This window comes from Pantoea stewartii (assembly GCF_011044475.1).
Taxonomy (GTDB): Bacteria; Pseudomonadota; Gammaproteobacteria; order Enterobacterales; family Enterobacteriaceae; genus Pantoea; species Pantoea stewartii.
Window position 1 is genome coordinate 3,332,926 of record NZ_CP049115.1, and the last position, 20,877, is coordinate 3,353,802.

The 20,877-nt window shown below is 53.1% G+C and carries 23 protein-coding genes and 2 tRNA genes; 20 read left to right on the top strand and 5 right to left on the bottom strand.

Annotated elements, in window-relative coordinates; genetic code table 11:
- Nucleotides 1-7: 7 nt before the first annotated feature.
- The gene (locus tag G5574_RS15755; RefSeq protein WP_006121740.1) at nucleotides 8-988 is read right to left on the bottom strand and encodes a calcium/sodium antiporter; all 981 of its coding nucleotides are present in this window, start codon (nucleotides 986-988) and stop codon (nucleotides 8-10) included.
- 212 nt (nucleotides 989-1,200) lie between these two features.
- On the opposite strand from G5574_RS15755, the gene mlaF reads away from it, so the two are divergent.
- The 7 genes from mlaF to murA all read left to right on the top strand — a co-directional run bounded on the left by mlaF (nucleotide 1,201) and on the right by murA (nucleotide 6,006).
- Nucleotides 1,201-2,016, top strand: coding sequence for a phospholipid ABC transporter ATP-binding protein MlaF (gene mlaF / locus G5574_RS15760; protein ID WP_006121741.1), 816 nt, complete (start codon nucleotides 1,201-1,203; stop codon nucleotides 2,014-2,016).
- Nucleotides 2,017-2,020: 4 nt separating this feature from the next.
- Complete coding sequence (gene mlaE / locus G5574_RS15765; protein ID WP_006121742.1) at nucleotides 2,021-2,803, top strand: lipid asymmetry maintenance ABC transporter permease subunit MlaE; 783 nt, start codon at nucleotides 2,021-2,023, stop codon at nucleotides 2,801-2,803.
- A 4-nt stretch (nucleotides 2,804-2,807) separates the two neighbouring features.
- Complete coding sequence (gene mlaD, locus G5574_RS15770) at nucleotides 2,808-3,359, top strand: outer membrane lipid asymmetry maintenance protein MlaD (protein ID WP_006121743.1); 552 nt, start codon at nucleotides 2,808-2,810, stop codon at nucleotides 3,357-3,359.
- 15 nt (nucleotides 3,360-3,374) lie between these two features.
- Complete coding sequence (gene mlaC / locus G5574_RS15775) at nucleotides 3,375-4,007, top strand: phospholipid-binding protein MlaC (protein ID WP_006121744.1); 633 nt, start codon at nucleotides 3,375-3,377, stop codon at nucleotides 4,005-4,007.
- Entirely contained in the window at nucleotides 4,007-4,303 is a 297-nt protein-coding gene (gene mlaB, locus G5574_RS15780; protein ID WP_058702617.1) for a lipid asymmetry maintenance protein MlaB, read from the top strand. The genes mlaC and mlaB overlap by 1 nt, the downstream gene beginning before the upstream one ends.
- A gap of 122 nt (nucleotides 4,304-4,425) precedes the next feature.
- The gene (ibaG, locus tag G5574_RS15785) at nucleotides 4,426-4,683 is read left to right on the top strand and encodes a BolA family iron metabolism protein IbaG (RefSeq protein WP_058702616.1); all 258 of its coding nucleotides are present in this window, start codon (nucleotides 4,426-4,428) and stop codon (nucleotides 4,681-4,683) included.
- A gap of 63 nt (nucleotides 4,684-4,746) precedes the next feature.
- Nucleotides 4,747-6,006, top strand: coding sequence for a UDP-N-acetylglucosamine 1-carboxyvinyltransferase (gene murA, locus G5574_RS15790; protein WP_006121747.1), 1,260 nt, complete (start codon nucleotides 4,747-4,749; stop codon nucleotides 6,004-6,006).
- 73 nt (nucleotides 6,007-6,079) lie between these two features.
- On the opposite strand, the gene G5574_RS15795 is transcribed toward murA, so the two are convergent.
- Nucleotides 6,080-6,361, bottom strand: a complete 282-nt coding sequence (locus tag G5574_RS15795; RefSeq protein ID WP_006121748.1) for a helix-turn-helix domain-containing protein — start codon at nucleotides 6,359-6,361, stop codon at nucleotides 6,080-6,082.
- Between the two features lie 221 nt (nucleotides 6,362-6,582).
- On the bottom strand, nucleotides 6,583-7,554 hold the full coding sequence (gene ispB, locus G5574_RS15800; RefSeq protein ID WP_006121749.1) for an octaprenyl diphosphate synthase: 972 nt from the start codon (nucleotides 7,552-7,554) through the stop codon (nucleotides 6,583-6,585).
- A 255-nt stretch (nucleotides 7,555-7,809) separates the two neighbouring features.
- Between ispB and rplU the strand changes: the two genes are divergently transcribed.
- The 3 genes from rplU (at nucleotide 7,810) to cgtA (ending at nucleotide 9,810) form a co-directional block, all read left to right on the top strand.
- The gene (rplU, locus tag G5574_RS15805) at nucleotides 7,810-8,121 is read left to right on the top strand and encodes a 50S ribosomal protein L21 (protein ID WP_006121750.1); all 312 of its coding nucleotides are present in this window, start codon (nucleotides 7,810-7,812) and stop codon (nucleotides 8,119-8,121) included.
- Between the two features lie 15 nt (nucleotides 8,122-8,136).
- Nucleotides 8,137-8,394 carry a 50S ribosomal protein L27 gene (gene rpmA, locus G5574_RS15810; RefSeq protein ID WP_006121751.1) on the top strand — a complete coding sequence of 86 codons (258 nt, stop codon included), beginning with the start codon at nucleotides 8,137-8,139 and terminating at the stop codon, nucleotides 8,392-8,394.
- Nucleotides 8,395-8,637: 243 nt separating this feature from the next.
- Nucleotides 8,638-9,810 carry an Obg family GTPase CgtA gene (gene cgtA, locus G5574_RS15815; RefSeq protein WP_033739183.1) on the top strand — a complete coding sequence of 391 codons (1,173 nt, stop codon included), beginning with the start codon at nucleotides 8,638-8,640 and terminating at the stop codon, nucleotides 9,808-9,810.
- A gap of 444 nt (nucleotides 9,811-10,254) precedes the next feature.
- On the opposite strand, the gene dacB is transcribed toward cgtA, so the two are convergent.
- Nucleotides 10,255-11,688: a serine-type D-Ala-D-Ala carboxypeptidase gene (gene dacB / locus G5574_RS15820; protein WP_164483246.1), complete on the bottom strand. Its 1,434-nt coding sequence runs from the start codon at nucleotides 11,686-11,688 to the stop codon at nucleotides 10,255-10,257.
- Between the two features lie 245 nt (nucleotides 11,689-11,933).
- On the opposite strand from dacB, the gene greA reads away from it, so the two are divergent.
- Nucleotides 11,934-12,410 (top strand): transcription elongation factor GreA, encoded by a 477-nt coding sequence (gene greA / locus G5574_RS15825; protein WP_006121754.1) that lies wholly within the window; start codon nucleotides 11,934-11,936, stop codon nucleotides 12,408-12,410.
- Nucleotides 12,411-12,516: 106 nt separating this feature from the next.
- Here the strand turns inward: greA and yhbY are convergent, their stop codons facing one another.
- Nucleotides 12,517-12,810 (bottom strand): ribosome assembly RNA-binding protein YhbY, encoded by a 294-nt coding sequence (gene yhbY, locus G5574_RS15830; protein WP_006121755.1) that lies wholly within the window; start codon nucleotides 12,808-12,810, stop codon nucleotides 12,517-12,519.
- Nucleotides 12,811-12,936: 126 nt separating this feature from the next.
- Between yhbY and rlmE the strand changes: the two genes are divergently transcribed.
- The 9 genes from rlmE to nusA all read left to right on the top strand — a co-directional run bounded on the left by rlmE (nucleotide 12,937) and on the right by nusA (nucleotide 20,863).
- Nucleotides 12,937-13,566 (top strand): 23S rRNA (uridine(2552)-2'-O)-methyltransferase RlmE, encoded by a 630-nt coding sequence (rlmE, locus tag G5574_RS15835; protein WP_006121756.1) that lies wholly within the window; start codon nucleotides 12,937-12,939, stop codon nucleotides 13,564-13,566.
- A 113-nt stretch (nucleotides 13,567-13,679) separates the two neighbouring features.
- Nucleotides 13,680-15,608, top strand: a complete 1,929-nt coding sequence (gene ftsH / locus G5574_RS15840) for an ATP-dependent zinc metalloprotease FtsH (protein ID WP_033739186.1) — start codon at nucleotides 13,680-13,682, stop codon at nucleotides 15,606-15,608.
- 80 nt (nucleotides 15,609-15,688) lie between these two features.
- Nucleotides 15,689-16,522 (top strand): dihydropteroate synthase, encoded by an 834-nt coding sequence (gene folP / locus G5574_RS15845; RefSeq protein ID WP_039338891.1) that lies wholly within the window; start codon nucleotides 15,689-15,691, stop codon nucleotides 16,520-16,522.
- Nucleotides 16,523-16,527: 5 nt separating this feature from the next.
- Nucleotides 16,528-17,862: a phosphoglucosamine mutase gene (gene glmM / locus G5574_RS15850; RefSeq protein WP_164482862.1), complete on the top strand. Its 1,335-nt coding sequence runs from the start codon at nucleotides 16,528-16,530 to the stop codon at nucleotides 17,860-17,862.
- Nucleotides 17,863-18,080: 218 nt separating this feature from the next.
- Nucleotides 18,081-18,416, top strand: coding sequence for a preprotein translocase subunit SecG (gene secG / locus G5574_RS15855; RefSeq protein WP_164482863.1), 336 nt, complete (start codon nucleotides 18,081-18,083; stop codon nucleotides 18,414-18,416).
- A 48-nt stretch (nucleotides 18,417-18,464) separates the two neighbouring features.
- A tRNA-Leu gene (locus G5574_RS15860) sits at nucleotides 18,465-18,551 on the top strand.
- A gap of 59 nt (nucleotides 18,552-18,610) precedes the next feature.
- Nucleotides 18,611-18,687: transfer RNA gene (locus G5574_RS15865), tRNA-Met, on the top strand.
- A 211-nt stretch (nucleotides 18,688-18,898) separates the two neighbouring features.
- On the top strand, nucleotides 18,899-19,351 hold the full coding sequence (gene rimP, locus G5574_RS15870) for a ribosome maturation factor RimP (RefSeq protein ID WP_006121761.1): 453 nt from the start codon (nucleotides 18,899-18,901) through the stop codon (nucleotides 19,349-19,351).
- A gap of 24 nt (nucleotides 19,352-19,375) precedes the next feature.
- Nucleotides 19,376-20,863 (top strand): transcription termination factor NusA, encoded by a 1,488-nt coding sequence (gene nusA, locus G5574_RS15875; RefSeq protein ID WP_006121762.1) that lies wholly within the window; start codon nucleotides 19,376-19,378, stop codon nucleotides 20,861-20,863.
- The last annotated feature ends 14 nt before the right edge of the window (nucleotides 20,864-20,877 follow it).

The window sequence follows — 20,877 nt, forward strand, 5'->3', positions numbered from 1 at the left end:
GTCCTTTTTAGCCGCCCATAAACGCTGGCTGTAGCCACAGCAACGTTACCCAGACGAAGAAACCACAGAGTAAAAGCGTCCCCGCCGTACGGCCAATGCGGCGGTGACGCAACAGACAAAGCATGGCGAACAGTACGCTTACGCCAAGCATTATCCAGTAATCGCGTGCAAAAGCGTGATAATCGACGCTGCCGGGGTGAATCAGTGCCGGCAGGCCCAACACGATAGCGAGGTTATAAATATTGGCCCCAATCAGGTTGCCAATCGCAATATCATCTTCGCCTTTCAACGCACCGGCGATGACCGTGGCCAGCTCCGGCAGACTGGTGCCGACGGCGATAAGCGTCAGCCCCATAACCAGTTCACTCACGCCAAAGTAGTCGGCAAAGACCGTCGCATTATCAATCACCATGTGTGTCGACATGGGCAGGATAATCAGGGCGACAGCCAGCCAGAGAAAGGCCACGGTGTTACCCGTCTCTTCGCGTGGCAGCTCAGCCAGTTGTTCACGCGTCAGCGTATCGTTATTGTCATTTTCTGCTTTACGCGCGATGCGAATAGTCACAATCAGATAAATCGCGGCGATGGCAATCAGGGCGATACCGTCCAGTCGACTAAGATAGTTATCAAATAGCGTAATACCGCTCAGTAATGAGACCAGCACCATCAGCGGCAGTTCACGGCGAATTAAGTTGGAATGGATGCTGAGCGGATGCAACAGCGCCGCGCCGCCGAGAATCAAAAGTATATTGGTGATGTTCGAACCAAGCGCGGTGCCCACCGCCAGATCCATTTGGCCATACTGCGCAGCGGAGAAGGAAAGGATGATCTCCGGAAGCGAGGTACCGATACTGACGACGGTCATGCCGATGATTAACGGCGGGATCCCGAACGATCGGCAAAGTATTGCAGCACTAAACACCAGACGATCGGCACCATAAGCCAGTAAAAGCAGTCCGATAATCAGCAGTGCGGTTGCGACGAACATGAAAAATCCTTGCTTAAAACCCCTGTTGGCTTGCCTTCAGGTTCGATGTGACAAAACAGGCGCTGATTTTGACCGTCCGAGCGACAAAAGTAAATTTTATGACCGTTTTCGCCAAATCTTTGCATTAAGTTTCTGTAAAGCTATCGTGCGTTTAACCTTAACAGGCTACCATCGTACCCTATGTTTACGCCCGATCCGTAATAGAGGTGATAATGATCCAACAAAAAACGAACCTGGTTGAGGTTCGTGGCGTGAGTTTCTCACGTGGCGATCGCAAAATTTTCGACGATATTTCCCTTACGGTACCCAAAGGCAAAGTGACGGCGATCATGGGGCCGTCAGGGATCGGGAAAACAACGCTGCTGCGCTTGATTGGCGGGCAACTTCAGCCTGACAGCGGCGAGATCTGGTTCCGGGACGAGAACATTCCGACATTGTCGCGCACCCGATTGTATGAAGCGCGTAAAAAGATGAGCATGCTGTTTCAGTCCGGTGCACTTTTTACCGATTTAACCGTCTACGAAAATGTGGCCTGGCCGCTTCGTGAACACACACGGTTGCCGGCGGCGCTTCTGCACAGCACCGTCATGATGAAGCTGGAAGCCGTGGGGTTACGGGGTGCCGCGCAGTTGAAACCTGCGGAGCTTTCGGGCGGAATGGCGCGCAGGGTGGCCCTGGCTCGGGCTATTGCTCTGGAGCCTGAATTAATTATGTTCGATGAGCCGTTTGTAGGTCAGGATCCTATTACGATGGGCGTACTGGTTAAACTGATTGATGAGCTTAACCATGCACTGGGACTGACATGCATTGTGGTGTCGCATGACGTGCCTGAAGTGTTAAGTATTGCCGATTATGCTTATATCGTGGCGGGACAAAAAATTATCGCGCACGGGACCACGCCCGATTTGCGTGCCAACAATGACCCACGCGTGCGCCAGTTTATCGACGGCATCGCGGACGGGCCCGTACCGTTTCGTTTTCCGGCGGGCGATTATTTGGCCGATTTAACCGGGTCAGGGAGAAGCTAAGCTGATGTTGTTAAAAGCACTGGCGTCATTAGGACGTCGGGGGATTGGAACCTGCGCCAGCTTTGGGCGTGCCGGATTAATGCTTTTTCATGCGCTGGTCGGTAAACCCGCGTTTCGCAAACACTTCCCGCTGTTAGTCAAACAACTCTACAGCATTGGCGTCCTGTCTTTGGTGATCATTGTGGTCTCCGGGTTATTTATCGGCATGGTGCTGGGGTTGCAGGGCTATCTGGTATTAAACACCTATGGTGCAGAAACCAGCCTGGGCATGTTGGTGGCACTGTCATTGCTACGTGAACTGGGGCCGGTTGTCACAGCCTTGCTGTTTGCAGGTCGGGCAGGGTCGGCGTTAACGGCTGAGATTGGGCTGATGAAGGCCACGGAACAGCTGTCCAGCATGGAAATGATGGCGGTCGATCCTCTGCGCCGTGTTGTCTCACCACGTTTTTGGGCAGGCTTTATCAGCATGCCGCTGCTGGCACTCATCTTCACCGCCGTAGGGATTACCGGCGGCGCGCTGGTGGGCGTGAGCTGGAAAGGTATTGACCCTGGCTTCTTCTGGTCGGCGATGCAAAATGCCGTCGATTTTCGTAGCGATGTGGTTAACTGCATTATTAAAAGCGCCGTTTTTGCCGTCACGGTTACCTGGATCGCGCTGTTTAATGGTTACGATGCGATTCCGACCTCTGAAGGTATTAGTCGCGCCACGACGCGCACCGTGGTGCATGCATCACTGGCGGTCCTCGGTTTAGATTTTGTGCTGACAGCACTGATGTTTGGGAATTAATGCGATGCAAAGCAAAAAAAGCGAAATTTGGGTTGGCGTTTTTATGATCATGGCACTGTTAGCGGTGCTGTTCCTTTGCCTGCGCGTGGCGGATCTTAAATCGCTGGGGACAGAACCCACCTGGAAGCTGTATGCCACCTTCGATAATATCGGCGGCCTGAAAGTCAGTTCGCCTGTTAAAATTGGTGGTGTCGTGATTGGTCGGGTGACAGATATTTCACTTGAACCGAAAACATTACTGCCACGCGTCACGATGGATATCAGCGACAAGTATGCCAACCAGATTCCGGACACCAGTTCGCTTGCCATCCGCACTCAGGGCTTGCTGGGCGAGCAGTTTCTGTCGTTAAACGTTGGCTTTGACGATCCTGAGCTGGGCTCGGCGATGTTAAACGATGGTGGCACGATACGTGATACCAAGTCGGCGATGGTACTGGAGGACCTGATAGGCCAGTTCCTGTATAAAAGCGGCGACAACAAAGGTAACAAGCAAACCGGTGACAGTAAGGATGCGCAGGGTGGCGATACTGCCGCTCCCGCAGCCGCTCAACCTTAACAGAGGGATAACATGATGTTTAAACGTTTTCTGATGATTGCCATGCTGGCGATCGCGCCATTGGCGGCGACAGCAGCCGATCAAAGCAATCCTTATACGTTGATGAATGAAGCGGCTAACAAAACTTTTACCCGCCTGAAAAGCGAGCAGGCGAAAATCAAGCAGGATCCCAACTACCTGCGTGATATCGTCCGCCAGGAGCTGCTGCCTTATGTGCAGATTAAATATGCGGGGGCGTTAGTCCTGGGCCGTTTCTATCGGGAAGCCACACCGGCACAGCGCGAAGCCTATTTTAAGGCTTTTGGTGATTATCTGGCTCAGGCTTATGGCCAGGCGTTAGCGCTTTATCACGGTCAGACTTACCAGATCGAACCTGCGAAACCGCTGGGCAATGCCAATATTGTCGCCATCCGTGTGACGATCATCGATCCTCAGGGCCGTCCGCCAGTGCGCCTGGATTTCCAGTGGCGTAAAAACAGCCAGACCGGTAACTGGCAGGCGTTCGATATGATCGCAGAAGGGGTCAGCATGATCACCACGAAACAAAATGAGTGGGGCGATCTGTTACGTACGAAAGGGATTGATGCACTGACTGCGCAACTTGAAGCGTCAGCGAAACAGCCAATCACACTGGATCAAAACAAATAATGCAGCCCTCACTGCACTGGAGCCGCGAGGCGAACACGCTACGGCTGGAAGGTGAGCTGGATCGTGACACGCTGCTGGATCTCTGGGAGCAGCGTGAAACGTTGATTAGCGGGGCGACGCTGATCGACGTTTCAGCTCTGGAACGGGTGGATACCTCAGGCCTGGCGCTGTTGGTCCACCTGCGGGAAATCGTCTCGCAGCAGGGCGGCGCGCTGCAGTTTGTTGGCATCGGTGACAAACTGCGGTCGTTGATCACCCTTTACAACCTGCAACAAATTATTGTTTCTGCGGATTAAAGCGCCTGTATTCGCCTTCTCAGCCTTAGCCCCGGTCGCCGACAGGGGCTTTTGCGTATTTAAGAATCAGGCACTTTCCTCTACTATGTCAGCCTTATTATTATTAAGTGAAGTTAAGAGCGATGGAAAACAGTGAAATTCAGGCTGTGCTGATGGCAGCACTGCCTTTAGAAGAAGTTCATGTCATGAGCAACGATGGCAGCCATTTCCAGGTGATCGCCGTGGGCGAAATGTTTGGTGAGTTAAGCCGCGTTAAGAAACAGCAGGCTGTTTATGCGCCGCTGATGGAATTCATTGCGGATAACCGCATTCATGCGGTATCCATCAAAACCTACACGCCTGCAGAGTGGGCGCGTGACCGTAAACTGAACGGTTTCTGATCCCCGCAAGGGCTGCGCCACCTGCGCGACCGTTTAATAGCCAGTTAATTGAGAACCGTGTTAATGGATAAATTTCGTGTGCAAGGCCCCACCCGTTTAAGTGGTGAAGTCACCATTTCCGGGGCGAAGAACGCCGCACTGCCAATTCTGTTTGCAGCTTTACTGGCCGAAGAGCCGGTTGAGATTACGAATGTGCCGAAGCTGCGTGACATCGACACCACTATGAAGTTGTTAACCCAGTTAGGTGCGAAGGTTGAGCGCAACGGTTCCGTTCACGTCGATGCCAGCGGCGTAGACGTTTTTTGTGCACCCTATGACCTTGTGAAAACCATGCGTGCCTCTATTTGGGCGCTTGGTCCGTTAGTGGCCCGTTTCGGTCAGGGCGAAGTCTCACTGCCTGGTGGTTGCGCCATCGGTGCGCGCCCGGTAGACCTGCACATCTCGGGTCTTGAGCAGTTGGGTGCGGAGATTAAGCTGGAAGAAGGCTATGTAAAAGCCTCAGTTAACGGTCGCCTGAAAGGGGCGCTGATCGTGATGGATAAAGTCAGCGTAGGCGCGACGGTGACCATTATGAGTGCCGCGACGCTGGCAACCGGGACCACGGTGATTGAGAACGCGGCGCGTGAACCTGAAATCGTGGATACCGCCAATTTCCTTAATACGCTGGGTGCAAAAATTTCGGGCGCAGGCACGGATAAAATCACCATTGAAGGCGTTGAGCGTCTGGGCGGTGGGGTTTATCGCGTCCTGCCAGACCGTATTGAGACCGGCACCTTCCTGGTGGCGGCTGCTATTTCGGGCGGGAAAGTGCTGTGCCGCAATGCGCAGCCTGACACTCTGGACGCAGTGCTGGCGAAACTGCGTGATGCCGGTGCAGACATTGAAACCGGTGAAGACTGGATCAGCCTGGATATGCACGGTAAGCGCCCTAAAGCGGTCAACGTGCGTACCGCTCCTCATCCGGGTTTCCCGACCGATATGCAGGCGCAGTTCACCCTGCTGAATTTGGTCGCGGAAGGCACGGGGCTAATCACCGAAACCATTTTTGAAAACCGTTTTATGCACATCCCTGAACTGATTCGTATGGGTGCTCACGCAGAAATTGAGAGCAATACCGCAATCTGTCACGGTGTGGAAACCTTGTCGGGCGCGCAGGTGATGGCGACGGATCTCCGTGCATCGGCAAGCCTGGTGCTGGCAGGGTGTATTGCGGAAGGCACAACGCTGGTCGATCGCATTTACCACATCGATCGGGGTTACGAGCATATCGAAGATAAGCTAAAAGCGATGGGCGCAAACATCGAGCGCGTCAGCGGCGAATAGTGTTTCGGACAAGCCTGTAAAAAACCAGCCTGGCATACGGGCTGGTTTTTTTTCGTCTGGCACTAACCCGATGTTAGTTTTTGGTCGTCTGATCGGACGATCGCACACGTTTTTTTCGATCCAGTAGGCTGTTCGTTTCAGGATCGTAATAGCGGCTTGGCCATATCTCTGATGGGTGGACATTGATCGCATCAGCAATCAGCCATTCCCCTTTTGGCCATGGCCGTGAAAGGGCGTTAGCCAGTGTTGATGAGCTTAATCCTGCCTGGCGGGACAATGCCGCCAGCGTTGTACCACGTTTGCGCAGTGCGGCAATAATATCGGCAGGATGCCAGTCCTCTGTCCTTTTTTGCATTACTGTTTTCTCCTTGTCAGTGCGAAGCGCGCGGGGGGATTCTGACGTGCTTTAAAATACATCTGGAAACTTATGGTGGTTTATATCAGAAAATTTCCATAAGGTTCCAGTAATATTTCCGTAAGCAGACAGAACTGCGCGGCCTGACGCAAAAGGATGGTAATGACTGCAACAGCGGCGGGGGAAAGAAAGAAGACGAGGCCGTCAGGCCCCGTCAGCGATTAGAAATCGCGTTGAACCGACATGTGAGCCAGAGATTCCAGCGCTGTGCGCCATGGGGTTTCAGGCAGGATTTGTAATGCCGCGATGGCCTTATCCGCTTCCTGCTCAGCACGCTTGCGCGTCCATTCCAGAGAGCCGCACTGGTTCATCGCTTCCAGAACGGGAGCCAGTAAATGGCGGCCGTTCCCCTGTTCAATCGCCTCACGGATCATTTTAGCCTGTTCAGGCGATCCGTTGTTCATAGCATGAAGCAGAGGCAGCGTGGGTTTACCTTCGCTGAGATCGTCACCGGTATTTTTGCCCAGGGTTTCACCATCGGCACTGTAGTCCAGTAAGTCATCGATTAACTGGAAAGCCGTTCCCAAATAACGTCCGTAATCCTGCAGCGCTTTTTCCTGCGCTGGCGTCGCTTCCGCCAGGATCGCCGAGGCCTGAGAGGCGGCTTCAAATAAGCGCGCGGTTTTGCTGTATATCACCCGCATATAGCTCTCTTCGGTGATGTCGGGATCGTTGACGTTCATCAGCTGGAGCACTTCTCCTTCAGCGATCACGTTCACCGCCTCGGACATCAGCGCCAGAATGCGCAACGAGCCCATGCTGGTCATCATCTGGAAAGCGCGGGTATAAATAAAATCACCGACCAGTACGCTGGCCGCGTTACCAAATGCGGCGTTCGCGGTGGCTTTTCCACGGCGCATATCGGATTCATCCACGACATCGTCATGCAACAGCGTGGCGGTGTGGATAAATTCGATTAGCGCCGCGTTGGTCACGTGTAAATCGCCCTGGTAACCCATGGCGCGAGCAGACAGCACGGCAATCATGGGCCGGATGCGTTTACCGCCGCCACTGATGATGTAATAACCCAGCTGGTTGATGAGCGAGACATCTGAATTCAGCTGGTCGAGTATGGTCTGGTTAACGGCAGCCATGTCCTGTGCGGTTAATTCGTTAATCTGTTCTAAGTTCATTCGTCTTTTCAGCTATGACTCGTTTCTCTGCCATGGTAAGCGGTTTTACCCAGCCAGCGTTCAGTAATCTGTTACTGATTGTACTTGAATTTTCAGGTTGAGAAACGTTTGCATTGAGCCTGTGTTTTTTTTCTGCAAGAGTGTGCAAAGTGCTCTTGTCTTCTGTTTGAGTTTTGCGTAGAATTCGCGCCCTATTGTGAATATTTAGCGCGCCGCCTGATGAACTAAAAGGCAAGCGCAGAAGCGGAGTTTTATATGTACGCGGTTTTCCAAAGTGGTGGTAAACAACACCGAGTAAGCGAAGGTCAGACCGTTCGCCTGGAAAAGCTGGACATCGCAACCGGTGAAACCATCGAGTTTGACCAGGTTCTGATGATTGCAAATGGCGAAGACGTGAAAATCGGCGCGCCACTGGTTTCAGGCGGTGTGATCAAGGCAGAAGTTGTTGCTCATGGTCGTGGCGAGAAAGTTAAAATCGTTAAGTTTCGTCGTCGTAAGCACTACCGTAAGCAAGCTGGCCATCGCCAGTGGTTCACTGATGTGAAAATCACTGGTATCACGGCGTAAGAGGAGATCTGACAAATGGCACATAAAAAGGCTGGTGGTTCGACTCGAAATGGTCGTGACTCCAATGCAAAACGTCTGGGTGTAAAACGTTTCGGTGGTGAATCTGTTCTGGCAGGTAGCATCATCGTTCGTCAGCGTGGTACCAAATTCCACGCCGGTAACAACGTAGGTTGTGGTCGTGACCACACTCTGTTTGCTACCGCAGACGGCAAAGTAAAATTCGAAGTTAAAGGTCCGAACAACCGTAAATACATCAGCATCGTTGCTGAGTAAGGTTGTCGTGACGCAGACGGTTACCGTCTGAACGCACGAATTGAAGGCCCCGCAACTCTTGCGGGGCTTTTTACATTCTGCGACCTGTCGCCAGACAGGCGACATAGCCTGGCTGCATGTTGTACACTTTATGTACATGCTGGCGAGAGCCAGTTTTGATTTATCCGCCGCTGGTCAGCGCAGAACGACCCTGGCGGACCCGTTTGCAGCCTGTTGCAGACGATTGTGTGACGGAGAAAGAAAATGAAGTTTGTTGATGAAGCGACAATTTTGGTCGTCGCAGGTGATGGCGGTAATGGCTGTGTCAGTTTCCGCCGTGAAAAATATATCCCAAAAGGCGGCCCGGACGGCGGTGATGGTGGTGACGGCGGTGACGTATATTTAGTCGCTGACGAAAACCTTAACACCCTGATCGATTATCGTTTCGAAAAATCTTTCCGCGCTGAGCGTGGTCAGAATGGTCAGAGTCGCGACTGTACGGGTAAACGCGGCAAAGATATTACGATTAAAGTCCCCGTCGGAACCCGCGTTATTGACCAGGGAACGGGCGAGACACTGGGCGATATGACGCGTCACCAGCAGACGCTGATGGTGGCAAAAGGCGGCTGGCACGGTCTGGGTAACACCCGTTTTAAATCCTCGGTCAACCGTACCCCACGGCAGAAAACCATGGGCACCGCAGGCGAGAAACGTGACCTGCAACTGGAGCTGATGCTGCTGGCTGACGTGGGCATGCTGGGCTTACCGAATGCCGGTAAATCCACCTTTATCCGTGCGGTTTCCGCTGCCAAGCCGAAAGTGGCTGATTATCCTTTTACCACCCTGGTACCCAGCCTGGGCGTTGTACGTATGGACAGCGAGCAGAGCTTCGTCGTCGCCGATATTCCGGGACTGATTGAAGGTGCTGCAGAAGGCGCCGGTCTGGGGATTCGCTTCCTGAAACATCTGGAACGCTGCCGTGTTCTGTTGCACCTGATTGACATCGCCCCGATTGACGAGAGCGATCCGGTTGAGAACGCCCGTATTATTCTGGGTGAGCTGGAAAAATACAGCGATAAGTTATTCAACAAGCCGCGCTGGCTGGTGTTTAACAAAGTCGATCTGATTGATGAAGAAGAAGCACAGGCGCGCGCAAAAGCCATTGCTGAGGCGCTGGGCTGGGAAGAGAAGTACTACCTTATTTCGGCGGCCAGCCGTCAGGGCGTGACCGACCTGTGCTGGGATGTGATGAGCTTTATCAACGCCAATCCGAAAGAAGCGGACGTTGAAGAAAAACAGCCTGAGAAAGTGGAATTCATGTGGGACGACTACCACAAAGAAGCCCTCGAGAACGCGGCTGTTGAAGACGATGAAGAGTGGGATGACGACTGGGATGAAGATGACGACGAAGGCGTCGAAATCATTTATCAGCGTTAACACACTTTGCTGCCCCCTTCTGCCGGAATGGGGGCAGTTTTCTTTCCGGCCTGTCTTTGCCCGCTATCACGCCTTGCCGTTGATAACTCAAATGCCGCAGGCAGTGGACAAACCTCCTGCTACCCGCTTCGACGTATACGCCGAAATCCAGCGGGCAGGCGCTGGGTTCACCCGCGCAGCCCTGGCGTATGTCTGCCAGTTTCTTCATACAGCCTGTATCTCACCATGCTTTCCCTCCTTCGCATAAAAGCCTGAGGTTCGCTTATGTGGCTAACGTATCGCGGCTCACGGCGTGTTTCATGGCCCGTGGCGTCAGCCCGAGGAACGTCACTAACGCGATGGCAGTAAGAATAAAACAGTGAGGGAAAGGGGAAGGGCGAACGCCTGTCAGGGCAATAAAAAAGCGCAGCGGCGTTGATCCCACTGCGCTTTTATCGACATCAGTTAGTAGTTCTTGTTGATATCGCGATAGAGCCGACTTTCGAACCGCACCAGTGGAATACGGCGCGTGCGCTGATCTTCCGGCGGTACCGCATAGCCGGACAGGAACTGCACAAACGCGACGCGCGCCCCGCTGGACGTGGTGATAAAACCGGCAAGGTTGTAAACGCCCTGCAATGAACCCGTTTTGGCAGAGACTTTGCCATCCAGACCGGCTTCATGCAGGCCGCCTCGATATTGCAGCGTGCCGTCATGACCCGCCAGGGGCAGCATGGAAATATAATCCAGCTTGCTGTCATTTTGCGCAATGTACTGCAGCACCTGCATCATGGTGGCAGGAGAGATGAGATCGTGGCGCGACAAGCCAGAACCATCAACCTGGATACTGTTACCCAAATCGATATTCGCTTTTTCACGCAGGATACGGCGCACCGCGTCTGACCCGGCGCGGAAGGTGCCCGGCACATTAAAGTAATGATGGCCAATGGTGCGGAACACCGTGTCGGCGATCATATTGTCGGACTTCTTCAGCATCATATGCAGCAGCGTATGCAGCGGCGCAGACTGGGTTGAGGCCAGCACGGTGCCCGGCTCTGTGACCTGTGTCTGGCGCAGGAGATGTCCGCTGTAATCAATACCGGCGGAACGCAGTTCAGATTTCAGAATCTCGCCGGCCCAGGCGGCACCATCCTGAACGGCAAAGGCCAGCGGAAGGGGATCGCTACGCTGACGCAGACAGCCGGTCAGGGTATAGCGGTTCAGCTCACCCGGCACCACATCCAGTTCGCAATACTGCCCCTCGTCACTGTTGCGCCCAATGGTGCGCACCTGGCTCAGCATGTGCGCCGGATAATAAGAGGCGATGCGCACGAAGGCGTTTTCGCCGGGCTTATCCGCACTGTAGAGCGACACGGAGAAACAGTTTTTATCGACGATAGCCGCAGCGGGCGGTGCGCTAAAGCACTGCGTCATATCGTTCCACGGCCAACCCGGCGCCGCATCATGGCTGGCAAACACTGAGGTATCAATGACCAGATTGCCTTTGATATGCGTGATGCCTTGTTTTTTTAAGGCTGCGACCATATTACGCAGATCCTGGCGGCCCAGCGTGGGATCGCCAGCGAAACGGGCAACAAGATCGCCATTCAGTGTGCCATCGATCAGCGCACCTTTGGTCTCAAAGGTCGTTTGAAAACGATAATCACCGCCCAGTTCCAGTAATGCCGCCAGCGCGGTGATAACTTTCATGGTACTGGCGGGAAGCGCCATCTGTTTCCCGTGGTAATCAATGATCGGCGTAGTTGCGCCCACTTTTTGCACCAGTAAAGCCAGGTTGGCACCATCTGGCAGATACTGCATGTATTCATCAACGGGTGCTGCTTGTGCCTGCAGCATAAACGCACAGGTTAATCCGGTAACAAGTCGTGAAAATCGCATAATCTCGCGGCAACTGACAGGTGAAGGCGACAATACTACGTCCCTGGACGGTGCAAAGTAAACGATGACCCGCAGGGAACTCTGGGGTAAAATACGTATCAAATTGCAAAACCTTTTCTGGCCTGGAACATTTCCGGGTCAGTCTTCTTTTATTTGCAAAATGAGGCATGGCGCCGCAGAACGCTTTTTTCTGCAGTCACCGGTCAGGATGCACCGTGAAACAGGATTGATGACGAGGAGCTAAAATGAACCAGATTCCGATGACGTTAAGAGGCGCTGAAAGGCTGCGCGAAGAGCTGCATGAGCTGAAAACGGTGAAACGCCCGCGCATTATTGCCTCCATCGCGGAGGCCCGCGAGCACGGCGATTTGAAAGAGAATGCCGAATACCATGCTGCGCGTGAAGAACAGGGGTTCTGTGAGGGACGCATTCAGGAGATTGAGGCCAAACTCTCAAATGCGCAGGTTATCGACGTCACCCAAATGCCTAAAACCGGCCGCGTCATTTTTGGCGCGACGGTAACGGTCCTGAATGTGGATACGGATGAAGAGTTTACGTACCGCATCGTAGGTGACGATGAAGCAGACTTTAAGCAAAATCTGATTTCTGTTAACTCGCCAATGGCGCGTGGCCTGGTGGGGAAAGAAGCCGATGACGTGGCGATTATCAAAACGCCGGGCGGCGATGTGGAGTACGAAATCCTGAAGGTGGAATACATCTGACAGGTGGCAACCTTTTGTAACGGGTTGCAGTACAATGTAAAGAAAGGAAAAAGGCCGCGCTGCGGCCTTTTATCCCATGTAAGAGCATGGCACTTTCTTTGCCCACTTAACGTGGCAGAGAAATCTTGCTCTCTTTAGCGGGGCGATACAGCACCAGCGTTTTACCTATCAACTGAACGTTGACGGCGCCAGTTTCACGTACGATAGCGTCGACGATCAGCTGCCGGGTCTCACGATCTTCAGAGGCGACTTTCACCTTGATTAACTCGTGGTGTCCCAGCGCGTGTTCGATCTCTGCCAGCACACCTTCGGTCAGGCCATTGCCTCCGAGCATGACGACTGGCTTGAGCGGATGGGCGAGGCTTTTCAGGTGCTGTTTTTGTTTGGTACTTAGATTCATCGTATTATTTACTTACTCGGGGATTGAAAACGGTTCATTCTACCGCCATCTCGGGTATATCGCCAAATCGACGCAACCTACTGCGTGCAGATTTATCGCTACGATGACGATTTAGTTGGAAATTTTATGACCGGTAAAAAGCGTTCAGCCAGCTCCAGCCGCTGGCTACAGGAACACTTTAGCGATAAATACGTGCTCCAGGCACAGAAAAAAGGGTTGCGTTCGCGCGCCTGGTTTAAACTTGATGAAATACAACAGGGTGACAAGCTTTTCAAACCCGGTATGACCGTGGTAGATCTGGGTGCTGCACCCGGTGGCTGGTCGCAATATGTGGTACAGCAAATTGGGTCCAAAGGGCGTGTCATTGCATGTGATATCCTGCCTATGGATCCTATTGTTGGTGTCGATTTTCTTCAAGGCGATTTTCGTGAAGAATCGGTGATTAACGCGTTGCTTGAGCGTGTGGGCGATCAGAAAGTCCAGGTCGTCATGTCTGATATGGCACCGAATATGAGTGGTACACCTGCCGTAGATATTCCCCGGTCGATGTATTTGGTTGAGCTGGCGTTAGAGATGTGTCGTGACATTTTGGCTCCCGGCGGGAGTTTTGTAGTGAAAGTGTTCCAGGGGGATGGCTTTGATGAATACCTGCGGGAAATTCGATCCCTGTTCACGAAAGTGAAAATACGTAAGCCTGACGCTTCACGTTCACGTTCACGTGAAGTTTATATTGTGGCGACTGGGCGCAAGCTGTAGCCAACGTGGTGGATCATCCAGCCTTCCCGCTGCGATTCCATGTACGAAGGATCTATAGTACCCTACGCTATCTGTTAACACCGTTGTAATATGAGGTTAATCCCTTGAGTGACATGGCGAAAAACCTGATTCTCTGGCTAGTCATCGCGGTTGTACTGATGTCAGTCTTCCAGAGCTTTGGGCCCAGCGAGTCAAATGGCCGTAGGGTTGATTATTCAACCTTCCTGTCGGAAGTGAACCAGGATCAGGTCCGCGAGGCACGTATTAACGGGCGTGAAATTAACGTAACCAAAAAAGACAGTAATAAATACACCACCTACATTCCTGTCAATGATCCCAAGTTACTCGATAACCTGTTGACCAAGAACGTTAAAGTGGTTGGTGAGCCGCCTGAAGAGCCGAGCCTGCTGGCGTCGATCTTCATTTCCTGGTTCCCAATGTTACTGCTGATTGGTGTGTGGATTTTCTTCATGCGGCAAATGCAGGGCGGTGGCGGCAAAGGCGCAATGTCCTTTGGTAAGAGCAAAGCCCGCATGCTAACGGAAGATCAGATTAAAACCACTTTTGCTGACGTAGCAGGCTGTGACGAAGCGAAAGAGGAAGTCGGTGAGCTGGTCGAATACCTGCGTGAACCGAGCCGTTTCCAGAAGCTGGGGGGTAAAATCCCGAAAGGCGTTCTGATGGTCGGCCCGCCGGGTACCGGTAAAACCCTGCTGGCGAAAGCCATTGCCGGTGAGGCGAAAGTACCGTTCTTTACCATTTCAGGTTCTGACTTTGTTGAAATGTTCGTCGGTGTGGGTGCGTCTCGCGTCCGTGACATGTTTGAACAGGCTAAGAAAGCGGCACCGTGCATTATCTTCATCGATGAGATTGATGCCGTTGGTCGCCAGCGTGGTGCCGGTTTAGGGGGAGGGCACGATGAGCGTGAACAAACTCTGAACCAGATGCTGGTTGAAATGGATGGCTTTGAAGGTAACGAAGGCATCATCGTGATTGCTGCGACCAACCGTCCAGACGTACTTGACCCTGCGCTGCTGCGTCCGGGTCGCTTTGACCGTCAGGTTGTCGTGGGCTTGCCAGACGTACGTGGTCGTGAGCAGATTCTGAAAGTGCATATGCGTCGTGTACCCTTGGCAACCGACATTGATGCGGCCATCATTGCGCGCGGTACGCCAGGCTTCTCCGGTGCCGATCTGGCGAACCTGGTGAACGAAGCGGCGCTGTTTGCTGCACGCAGCAATAAACGCGTTGTGTCGATGGTGGAATTCGAAAAAGCCAAAGACAAAATCATGATGGGTGCAGAGCGCCGTTCCATGGTGATGACCGAAGCACAGAAAGAGTCTACGGCTTACCATGAGGCCGGCCACGCGATTATTGGTCGTCTGGTACCGGAACACGATCCGGTGCACAAAGTGACCATTATTCCGCGCGGTCGTGCATTAGGTGTGACCTTCTTCCTGCCTGAAGGCGATGCGATTAGCGCAAGCCGTCAGAAGCTGGAAAGTCAGATTTCGACCCTGTACGGCGGTCGTCTGGCGGAAGAGATCATCTACGGTGCAGAACATGTCTCTACCGGTGCCTCTAACGATATCAAAGTGGCGACCAACCTTGCCCGTAATATGGTTACCCAGTGGGGCTTCTCTGAGAAACTGGGCCCGCTGTTGTATGCTGAAGAAGACGGTGAAGTGTTCCTGGGCCGTTCAGTGGCAAAAGCCAAGCATATGTCAGATGAAACTGCCCGTATTATCGACCAGGAAGTTAAACACCTGATCGATACGAACTATCAGCGCGCTCGCCAGATTCTGGGCGAAAACATGGACATTCTTCACGCGATGAAAGATGCGCTGATGAAGTATGAAACCATTGATGCACCGCAGATTGACGACCTGATGGCACGCCGTGAAGTGCGTCCGCCAGCAGGCTGGGAAGATCCGGGCAGCAGCAATTCAGACAGTAACGGTACGCCAAAGGCCCCGCGTCCGGTCGATGAACCGCGTACGCCGAATCCAGGCAATACCATGTCAGAACAGTTCGACAAATAAGACGTCAGGTCTTTTAATAAAACCCCGGCTGGTCCGGGGTTTTTTACATCTATACATTGAGCCACAAGGAGTTTTTCACCATGAAACTGTTCGCCCGTGATTCCCATCTCGATTTGTCATTTCCACATGTGATGGGCATTCTCAACGTCACGCCGGACTCTTTTTCCGATGGTGGTAAACACAATGCGCTGGTCGATGCGTTAACGCACACTAACGAGATGGTCAACGCTGGCGCAACAATCATTGACGTGGGGGGCGAGTCCACGCGTCCGGGCGCTGACGAAGTGAGCGTTGAGGAGGAGCTTGAACGGGTGATTCCGGTGGTTGAAGCTATCGCTCAACGCTTTGAGGTATGGATATCAGTCGATACGTCCAAAGCCGACGTGATTCGTGAAGCCGCCAGCGCAGGGGCTCACATTATCAATGATGTGCGCTCGCTGTCTGAGCCTGGCGCGTTGGCAGCGGCAGCGGCAGCGGGCTTACCGGTTTGTCTGATGCATATGCAGGGCGAACCGCGTACGATGCAGCAGGCACCCGCCTATAAGGATATTGTAAGCGAAGTGGACACTTACTTCGTTGAACAACTGGCCCGCTGCGAAGCCGCAGGCATAAAAAAAGAGAATCTGTTACTCGACCCGGGCTTCGGTTTCGGTAAGAATCTCAGCCACAATTATGAACTGCTGGCCCACCTCAGTAAATTTCACCGTTTTGCGCTGCCGCTGTTGGTTGGCATGTCACGCAAATCAATGATTGGACAACTGCTGAATGTGGGGCCTTCCCAGCGCCTGACGGGCAGCCTGGCCTGTGCGGTTATTGCCGCCATGCAGGGCGCGCACATTATTCGCGCCCACGATGTAAAAGAAACCGTCGAAGCGATGCGGGTGGTTGAAGCGACACAAAGAGCGAAAGGATGAAGAGGATGAGCGAACGTAAATATTTCGGTACCGATGGGATTCGCGGCAAAGTCGGTGAGTCACCGATTACCCCTGACTTTGTATTAAAGCTCGGTTGGGCGGCGGGTAAAGTACTGGCCCGTCACGGCTCCAAAAAAATTATCATTGGTAAAGACACGCGCATTTCAGGCTATATGCTGGAATCCGCGCTGGAAGCCGGTCTCGCAGCCGCAGGGTTGTCCGCGGCGTTTACCGGCCCAATGCCCACGCCCGCTATTGCCTATCTGACCCGCACGTTCCGTGCCGAAGCCGGCATCGTGATTTCCGCGTCGCACAATCCGTTTGATGATAACGGCATTAAGTTTTTCTCCGCCGAAGGGACGAAACTGCCCGATGACGTGGAAGAGGCGATCGAACTGGAAATGGAAAAACCGCTTACCTGCGTGGAATCCGCCCAGTTGGGGCGTGCCAGCCGTATTGTTGACGCGGCCGGGCGTTACATTGAATTTTGTAAAGGTACGTTCCCCAGCGAACTCAGCCTTAGTGGCCTGAAAATTGTCGTCGACTGTGCAAACGGTGCCACTTATCACATTGCGCCTAATGTCCTGCGTGAACTCGGTGCGACGGTGATTGCAGTTGGCGTCCAGCCTGATGGCATGAACATTAATAAAGCATGCGGTGCGACCGATCTCAGGATGCTGCAGGAACGCGTACTGGCTGAAAAAGCGGACATCGGTCTGGCCTATGACGGTGACGGCGATCGCATCATGATGGTCGACCACCTTGGCAAGAAAGTGGATGGGGACCAGATTCTGTATATCATCGCCCGCGAAGGTCTGCGTCAGGGACAGTTGCGCGGTGGTGTAGTCGGCACGCTGATGAGCAACATGGGGCTGGAGCTGGCGCTGAAACAGCTGGGTATTCCCTTTGTTCGTGCAAAAGTGGGCGACCGCTATGTACTGGAAAAAATGCAGGAAAAAGGCTGGCGCCTGGGAGCGGAAAACTCCGGTCATGTGATCCTGCTGGATAAGATCGCTACGGGTGACGGCATCGTTGCAAGTTTGCAAGTACTTACAGCTATGGTTCGTAATCATATGAGCCTGCACGATCTCTGCACCGGCATGAAAATGCTGCCTCAGGTGCTGGTAAATGTCCGCTTCGCCGGCGAGCACGATCCGCTGGAAAGCGATGCCGTTAAAGCGGTAGCCGAGGACGTGGAAAAAACCCTGGCCGGAAAAGGACGCGTGCTGCTGCGTAAATCGGGCACGGAACCGCTAATCCGCGTAATGGTAGAGGGTGAGGATGAAACCCAGGTGACGGCGCTGGCGAATCGAATTGCCGATGCGGTTAAAGCCGTCTGAGGCAGCTGGCAGGCGGGGACATCGCAGTGAACCTGCCTGCAAAATCATCGCACTGGCGCTTTTTTCTGCAATCAGCGTGCCGCATGTAAATTGCACTTGCAGAGGTATGCGCCATTGGTTAGTATTCACACCCGCTTCTGATGGGTGATGAAGAAACTCCCCGTCAAATTGGTTGAAGCTTTAACTGTGCGGATTACGCGCAAGGAAACAGGTTGATTATGTACGAAGCTCTGTTGGTTGTTTTCCTTATTGTAGCAATTGGCCTGGTAGGTCTTATCATGCTGCAGCAAGGCAAAGGCGCTGATATGGGTGCATCATTCGGTGCAGGCGCGTCAGGTACGCTGTTCGGTTCAACAGGGTCAGGTAATTTCATGACTCGTATGACCGCCGTACTGGCTACGCTGTTTTTCGTCATCAGCTTGATTCTGGGTAACCTGAACAGTAATAAAACAGCCAAAGGAAGTGAGTGGGATAACCTCACTGCGCCAGCTCAGTCTCAACAGCAGACTCAGTCAGCTAAACCGGCTACGCCGGGCAACGATATCCCGCATTAATAGCGTTAAGCGTCATAAGCGGCAGTTCAGCGTCGCAGTCAGTGCAGTACCGAGGTGGTGAAATTGGTAGACACGCTACCTTGAGGTGGTAGTGCTCGAAAGGGCTTACGGGTTCAAGTCCCGTCCTCGGTACCAAATCTTAGTTAGACTTGCATTTTATGCATGATCGGCGTAACATTCGCCACGTTTTCGGACGCGGGGTGGAGCAGCCTGGTAGCTCGTCGGGCTCATAACCCGAAGGTCGTCGGTTCAAATCCGGCCCCCGCAACCACTTTCCCTTAGAGTTCTTTTTCAAATATACTGTATGCATCGACGGGCGCATTAGCAGCGAATTTTGAAAAAAATTCTTTTGGATGGGCGTCCGGGCCGCAATGCGGCATACAGGGTCCAGTGATAAAAAGCCCCGACTATTCGGGGTTTTTTGTTATTAGCGAATCGTAATACTGGGCTATAGGCCCTTTTTTTATGTCTTGGGGGTGGGCTTGTCCACATTAGAGCAAAAATTGACAGAGTTGGTATCTGCTCCGGTAGAAGCGCTCGGCTACGAACTGGTCGGAATTGAATTCGTTCGTGGTCGCACATCAACCCTGCGCATCTATATTGACAGTGAAGATGGCATCAATGTTGACGATTGCGCGGACGTCAGCCACCAGGTGAGTGCCGTGATGGATGTGGAAGATCCCATCACCGTCCCTTACCACCTTGAAGTGTCCTCACCGGGGCTCGACCGTCCTCTGTTCACTGCAGAACATTATGCACGCTTTACCGGCGATGAGGTGAGCCTGGTGCTGCGTATGGCCGTTCAAAACCGCCGTAAATGGCAGGGAATCATCAAGTCTGTAGAAGGCGAGATGATAACGGTAAACGTTGAGGGTAATGACGAGGTGTTCGCGCTGAGTAATATTCAGAAAGCGAACCTGGTCCCCCACTTTTAAAAGTCCGGATTGAGGCTAACCAGGATGAACAAAGAGATCTTAGCTGTTGTAGAAGCCGTTTCTAACGAAAAAGCCCTGCCGCGTGAGAAAATCTTCGAAGCGCTGGAGAGCGCGCTGGCGACTGCGACCAAGAAAAAGTACGAGCAGGAAATTGACGTCCGCGTCAGCATCGACCGCAGAAGTGGCGACTTTGATACGTTCCGCCGTTGGGAAATCGTAGAGCAGGTCACTCAGCCAACGCGTGAGATCACGCTGGATGCGGCTCGCTACGAAGATGAGTCCCTCAATCTGGGCGACTACGTTGAAGATCAGATTGAATCTGTCACCTTTGACCGCATTACTACCCAGACCGCAAAACAGGTTATCGTGCAAAAAGTACGTGAAGCCGAGCGCGCAATGGTCGTGGATCAGTTCCGTGAGCAGGAAGGCGAAATCATCACCGGCGTGGTGAAAAAAGTTAACCGTGACAACATTTCACTGGATCTGGGCAACAATGCTGAAGCGGTAATCCTGCGTGAGGATATGCTGCCGCGCGAAAACTTCCGCCCTGGTGACCGTATTCGCGGTGTTCTGTATGCCGTTCGCCCGGAAGCGCGTGGTGCACAGCTGTTTGTGACCCGCTCAAAGCCAGAAATGCTGATCGAACTGTTCCGCATTGAAGTACCAGAAATTGGCGAAGAAGTGCTTGAAATTAAAGCCGCAGCCCGCGATCCGGGTTCACGCGCTAAAATTGCAGTAAAAACGAACGACAAACGTATTGATCCGGTGGGTGCCTGCGTCGGTATGCGCGGTGCGCGTGTTCAGGCCGTGTCCAGTGAACTGGGCGGCGAGCGTATCGATATCGTGCTGTGGGACGACAACCCGGCACAGTTTGTTATTAACGCCATGGCTCCGGCTGATGTGGCGTCAATCGTGGTTGATGAAGACAACCACACGATGGATATCGCCGTTGAGGCTGGCAATCTGGCCCAGGCGATCGGCCGTAATGGCCAAAACGTGCGTCTGGCTTCACAGCTGAGTGGCTGGGAGCTGAACGTGATGACCGTCGATGATCTGCAGGCGAAGCATCAGGCTGAAGCCCATGCAGCGATCGATATGTTCACTAAACATCTCGACATCGACGAAGAGTTCGCCACCATTCTGGTGGAAGAGGGCTTCTCATCGTTGGAAGAACTGGCCTATGTGCCAATTAACGAGCTGTTGGAAATCGACGGCCTCGACGAAGAGACCATTGAAGCCCTGCGTGAACGAGCAAAAAATGCGTTAACCACCCTGGCACTGGCTAAAGAAGAGAGCCTGGGGAATCAGGAACCTGCAGAAGACCTCTTGAATCTTGAGGGTCTGGATCGTGCACTGGCTTTCCGCCTGGCATCCAAAGGCGTTTGCACGCTGGAAGACCTTGCTGAGCAAGGTGTTGACGATCTGACTGATATTGAAGGGCTGACTGATGAGCAAGCTGGCGCGCTGATTATGGCCGCACGCAATATCTGCTGGTTCGGCGATGACGCGTAATAACAGGAAGGAAC

Bases quoted from the DNA above. Each gene is read 5' to 3' on its own strand.
- cgtA (WP_033739183.1), top strand. From the start codon at position 8,638: ATGAAGTTTGTTGATGAAGCGACAATTTTGGTCGTCGCAGGTGATGGC.
- murA (WP_006121747.1), top strand. From the start codon at position 4,747: ATGGATAAATTTCGTGTGCAAGGCCCCACCCGTTTAAGTGGTGAAGTC.
- mlaD (WP_006121743.1), top strand. From the start codon at position 2,808: ATGCAAAGCAAAAAAAGCGAAATTTGGGTTGGCGTTTTTATGATCATG.
- yhbY (WP_006121755.1), bottom strand. From the start codon at position 12,810: ATGAATCTAAGTACCAAACAAAAACAGCACCTGAAAAGCCTCGCCCAT.
- mlaF (WP_006121741.1), top strand. From the start codon at position 1,201: ATGATCCAACAAAAAACGAACCTGGTTGAGGTTCGTGGCGTGAGTTTC.
- ftsH (WP_033739186.1), top strand. From the start codon at position 13,680: ATGGCGAAAAACCTGATTCTCTGGCTAGTCATCGCGGTTGTACTGATG.
- ibaG (WP_058702616.1), top strand. From the start codon at position 4,426: ATGGAAAACAGTGAAATTCAGGCTGTGCTGATGGCAGCACTGCCTTTA.
- secG (WP_164482863.1), top strand. From the start codon at position 18,081: ATGTACGAAGCTCTGTTGGTTGTTTTCCTTATTGTAGCAATTGGCCTG.
- ispB (WP_006121749.1), bottom strand. From the start codon at position 7,554: ATGAACTTAGAACAGATTAACGAATTAACCGCACAGGACATGGCTGCC.
- rpmA (WP_006121751.1), top strand. From the start codon at position 8,137: ATGGCACATAAAAAGGCTGGTGGTTCGACTCGAAATGGTCGTGACTCC.
- rlmE (WP_006121756.1), top strand. From the start codon at position 12,937: ATGACCGGTAAAAAGCGTTCAGCCAGCTCCAGCCGCTGGCTACAGGAA.
- mlaC (WP_006121744.1), top strand. From the start codon at position 3,375: ATGTTTAAACGTTTTCTGATGATTGCCATGCTGGCGATCGCGCCATTG.
- rplU (WP_006121750.1), top strand. From the start codon at position 7,810: ATGTACGCGGTTTTCCAAAGTGGTGGTAAACAACACCGAGTAAGCGAA.
- G5574_RS15755 (WP_006121740.1), bottom strand. From the start codon at position 988: ATGTTCGTCGCAACCGCACTGCTGATTATCGGACTGCTTTTACTGGCT.
- mlaB (WP_058702617.1), top strand. From the start codon at position 4,007: ATGCAGCCCTCACTGCACTGGAGCCGCGAGGCGAACACGCTACGGCTG.
- nusA (WP_006121762.1), top strand. From the start codon at position 19,376: ATGAACAAAGAGATCTTAGCTGTTGTAGAAGCCGTTTCTAACGAAAAA.
- dacB (WP_164483246.1), bottom strand. From the start codon at position 11,688: ATGCGATTTTCACGACTTGTTACCGGATTAACCTGTGCGTTTATGCTG.
- folP (WP_039338891.1), top strand. From the start codon at position 15,689: ATGAAACTGTTCGCCCGTGATTCCCATCTCGATTTGTCATTTCCACAT.
- G5574_RS15795 (WP_006121748.1), bottom strand. From the start codon at position 6,361: ATGCAAAAAAGGACAGAGGACTGGCATCCTGCCGATATTATTGCCGCA.
- mlaE (WP_006121742.1), top strand. From the start codon at position 2,021: ATGTTGTTAAAAGCACTGGCGTCATTAGGACGTCGGGGGATTGGAACC.
- glmM (WP_164482862.1), top strand. From the start codon at position 16,528: ATGAGCGAACGTAAATATTTCGGTACCGATGGGATTCGCGGCAAAGTC.
- greA (WP_006121754.1), top strand. From the start codon at position 11,934: ATGAACCAGATTCCGATGACGTTAAGAGGCGCTGAAAGGCTGCGCGAA.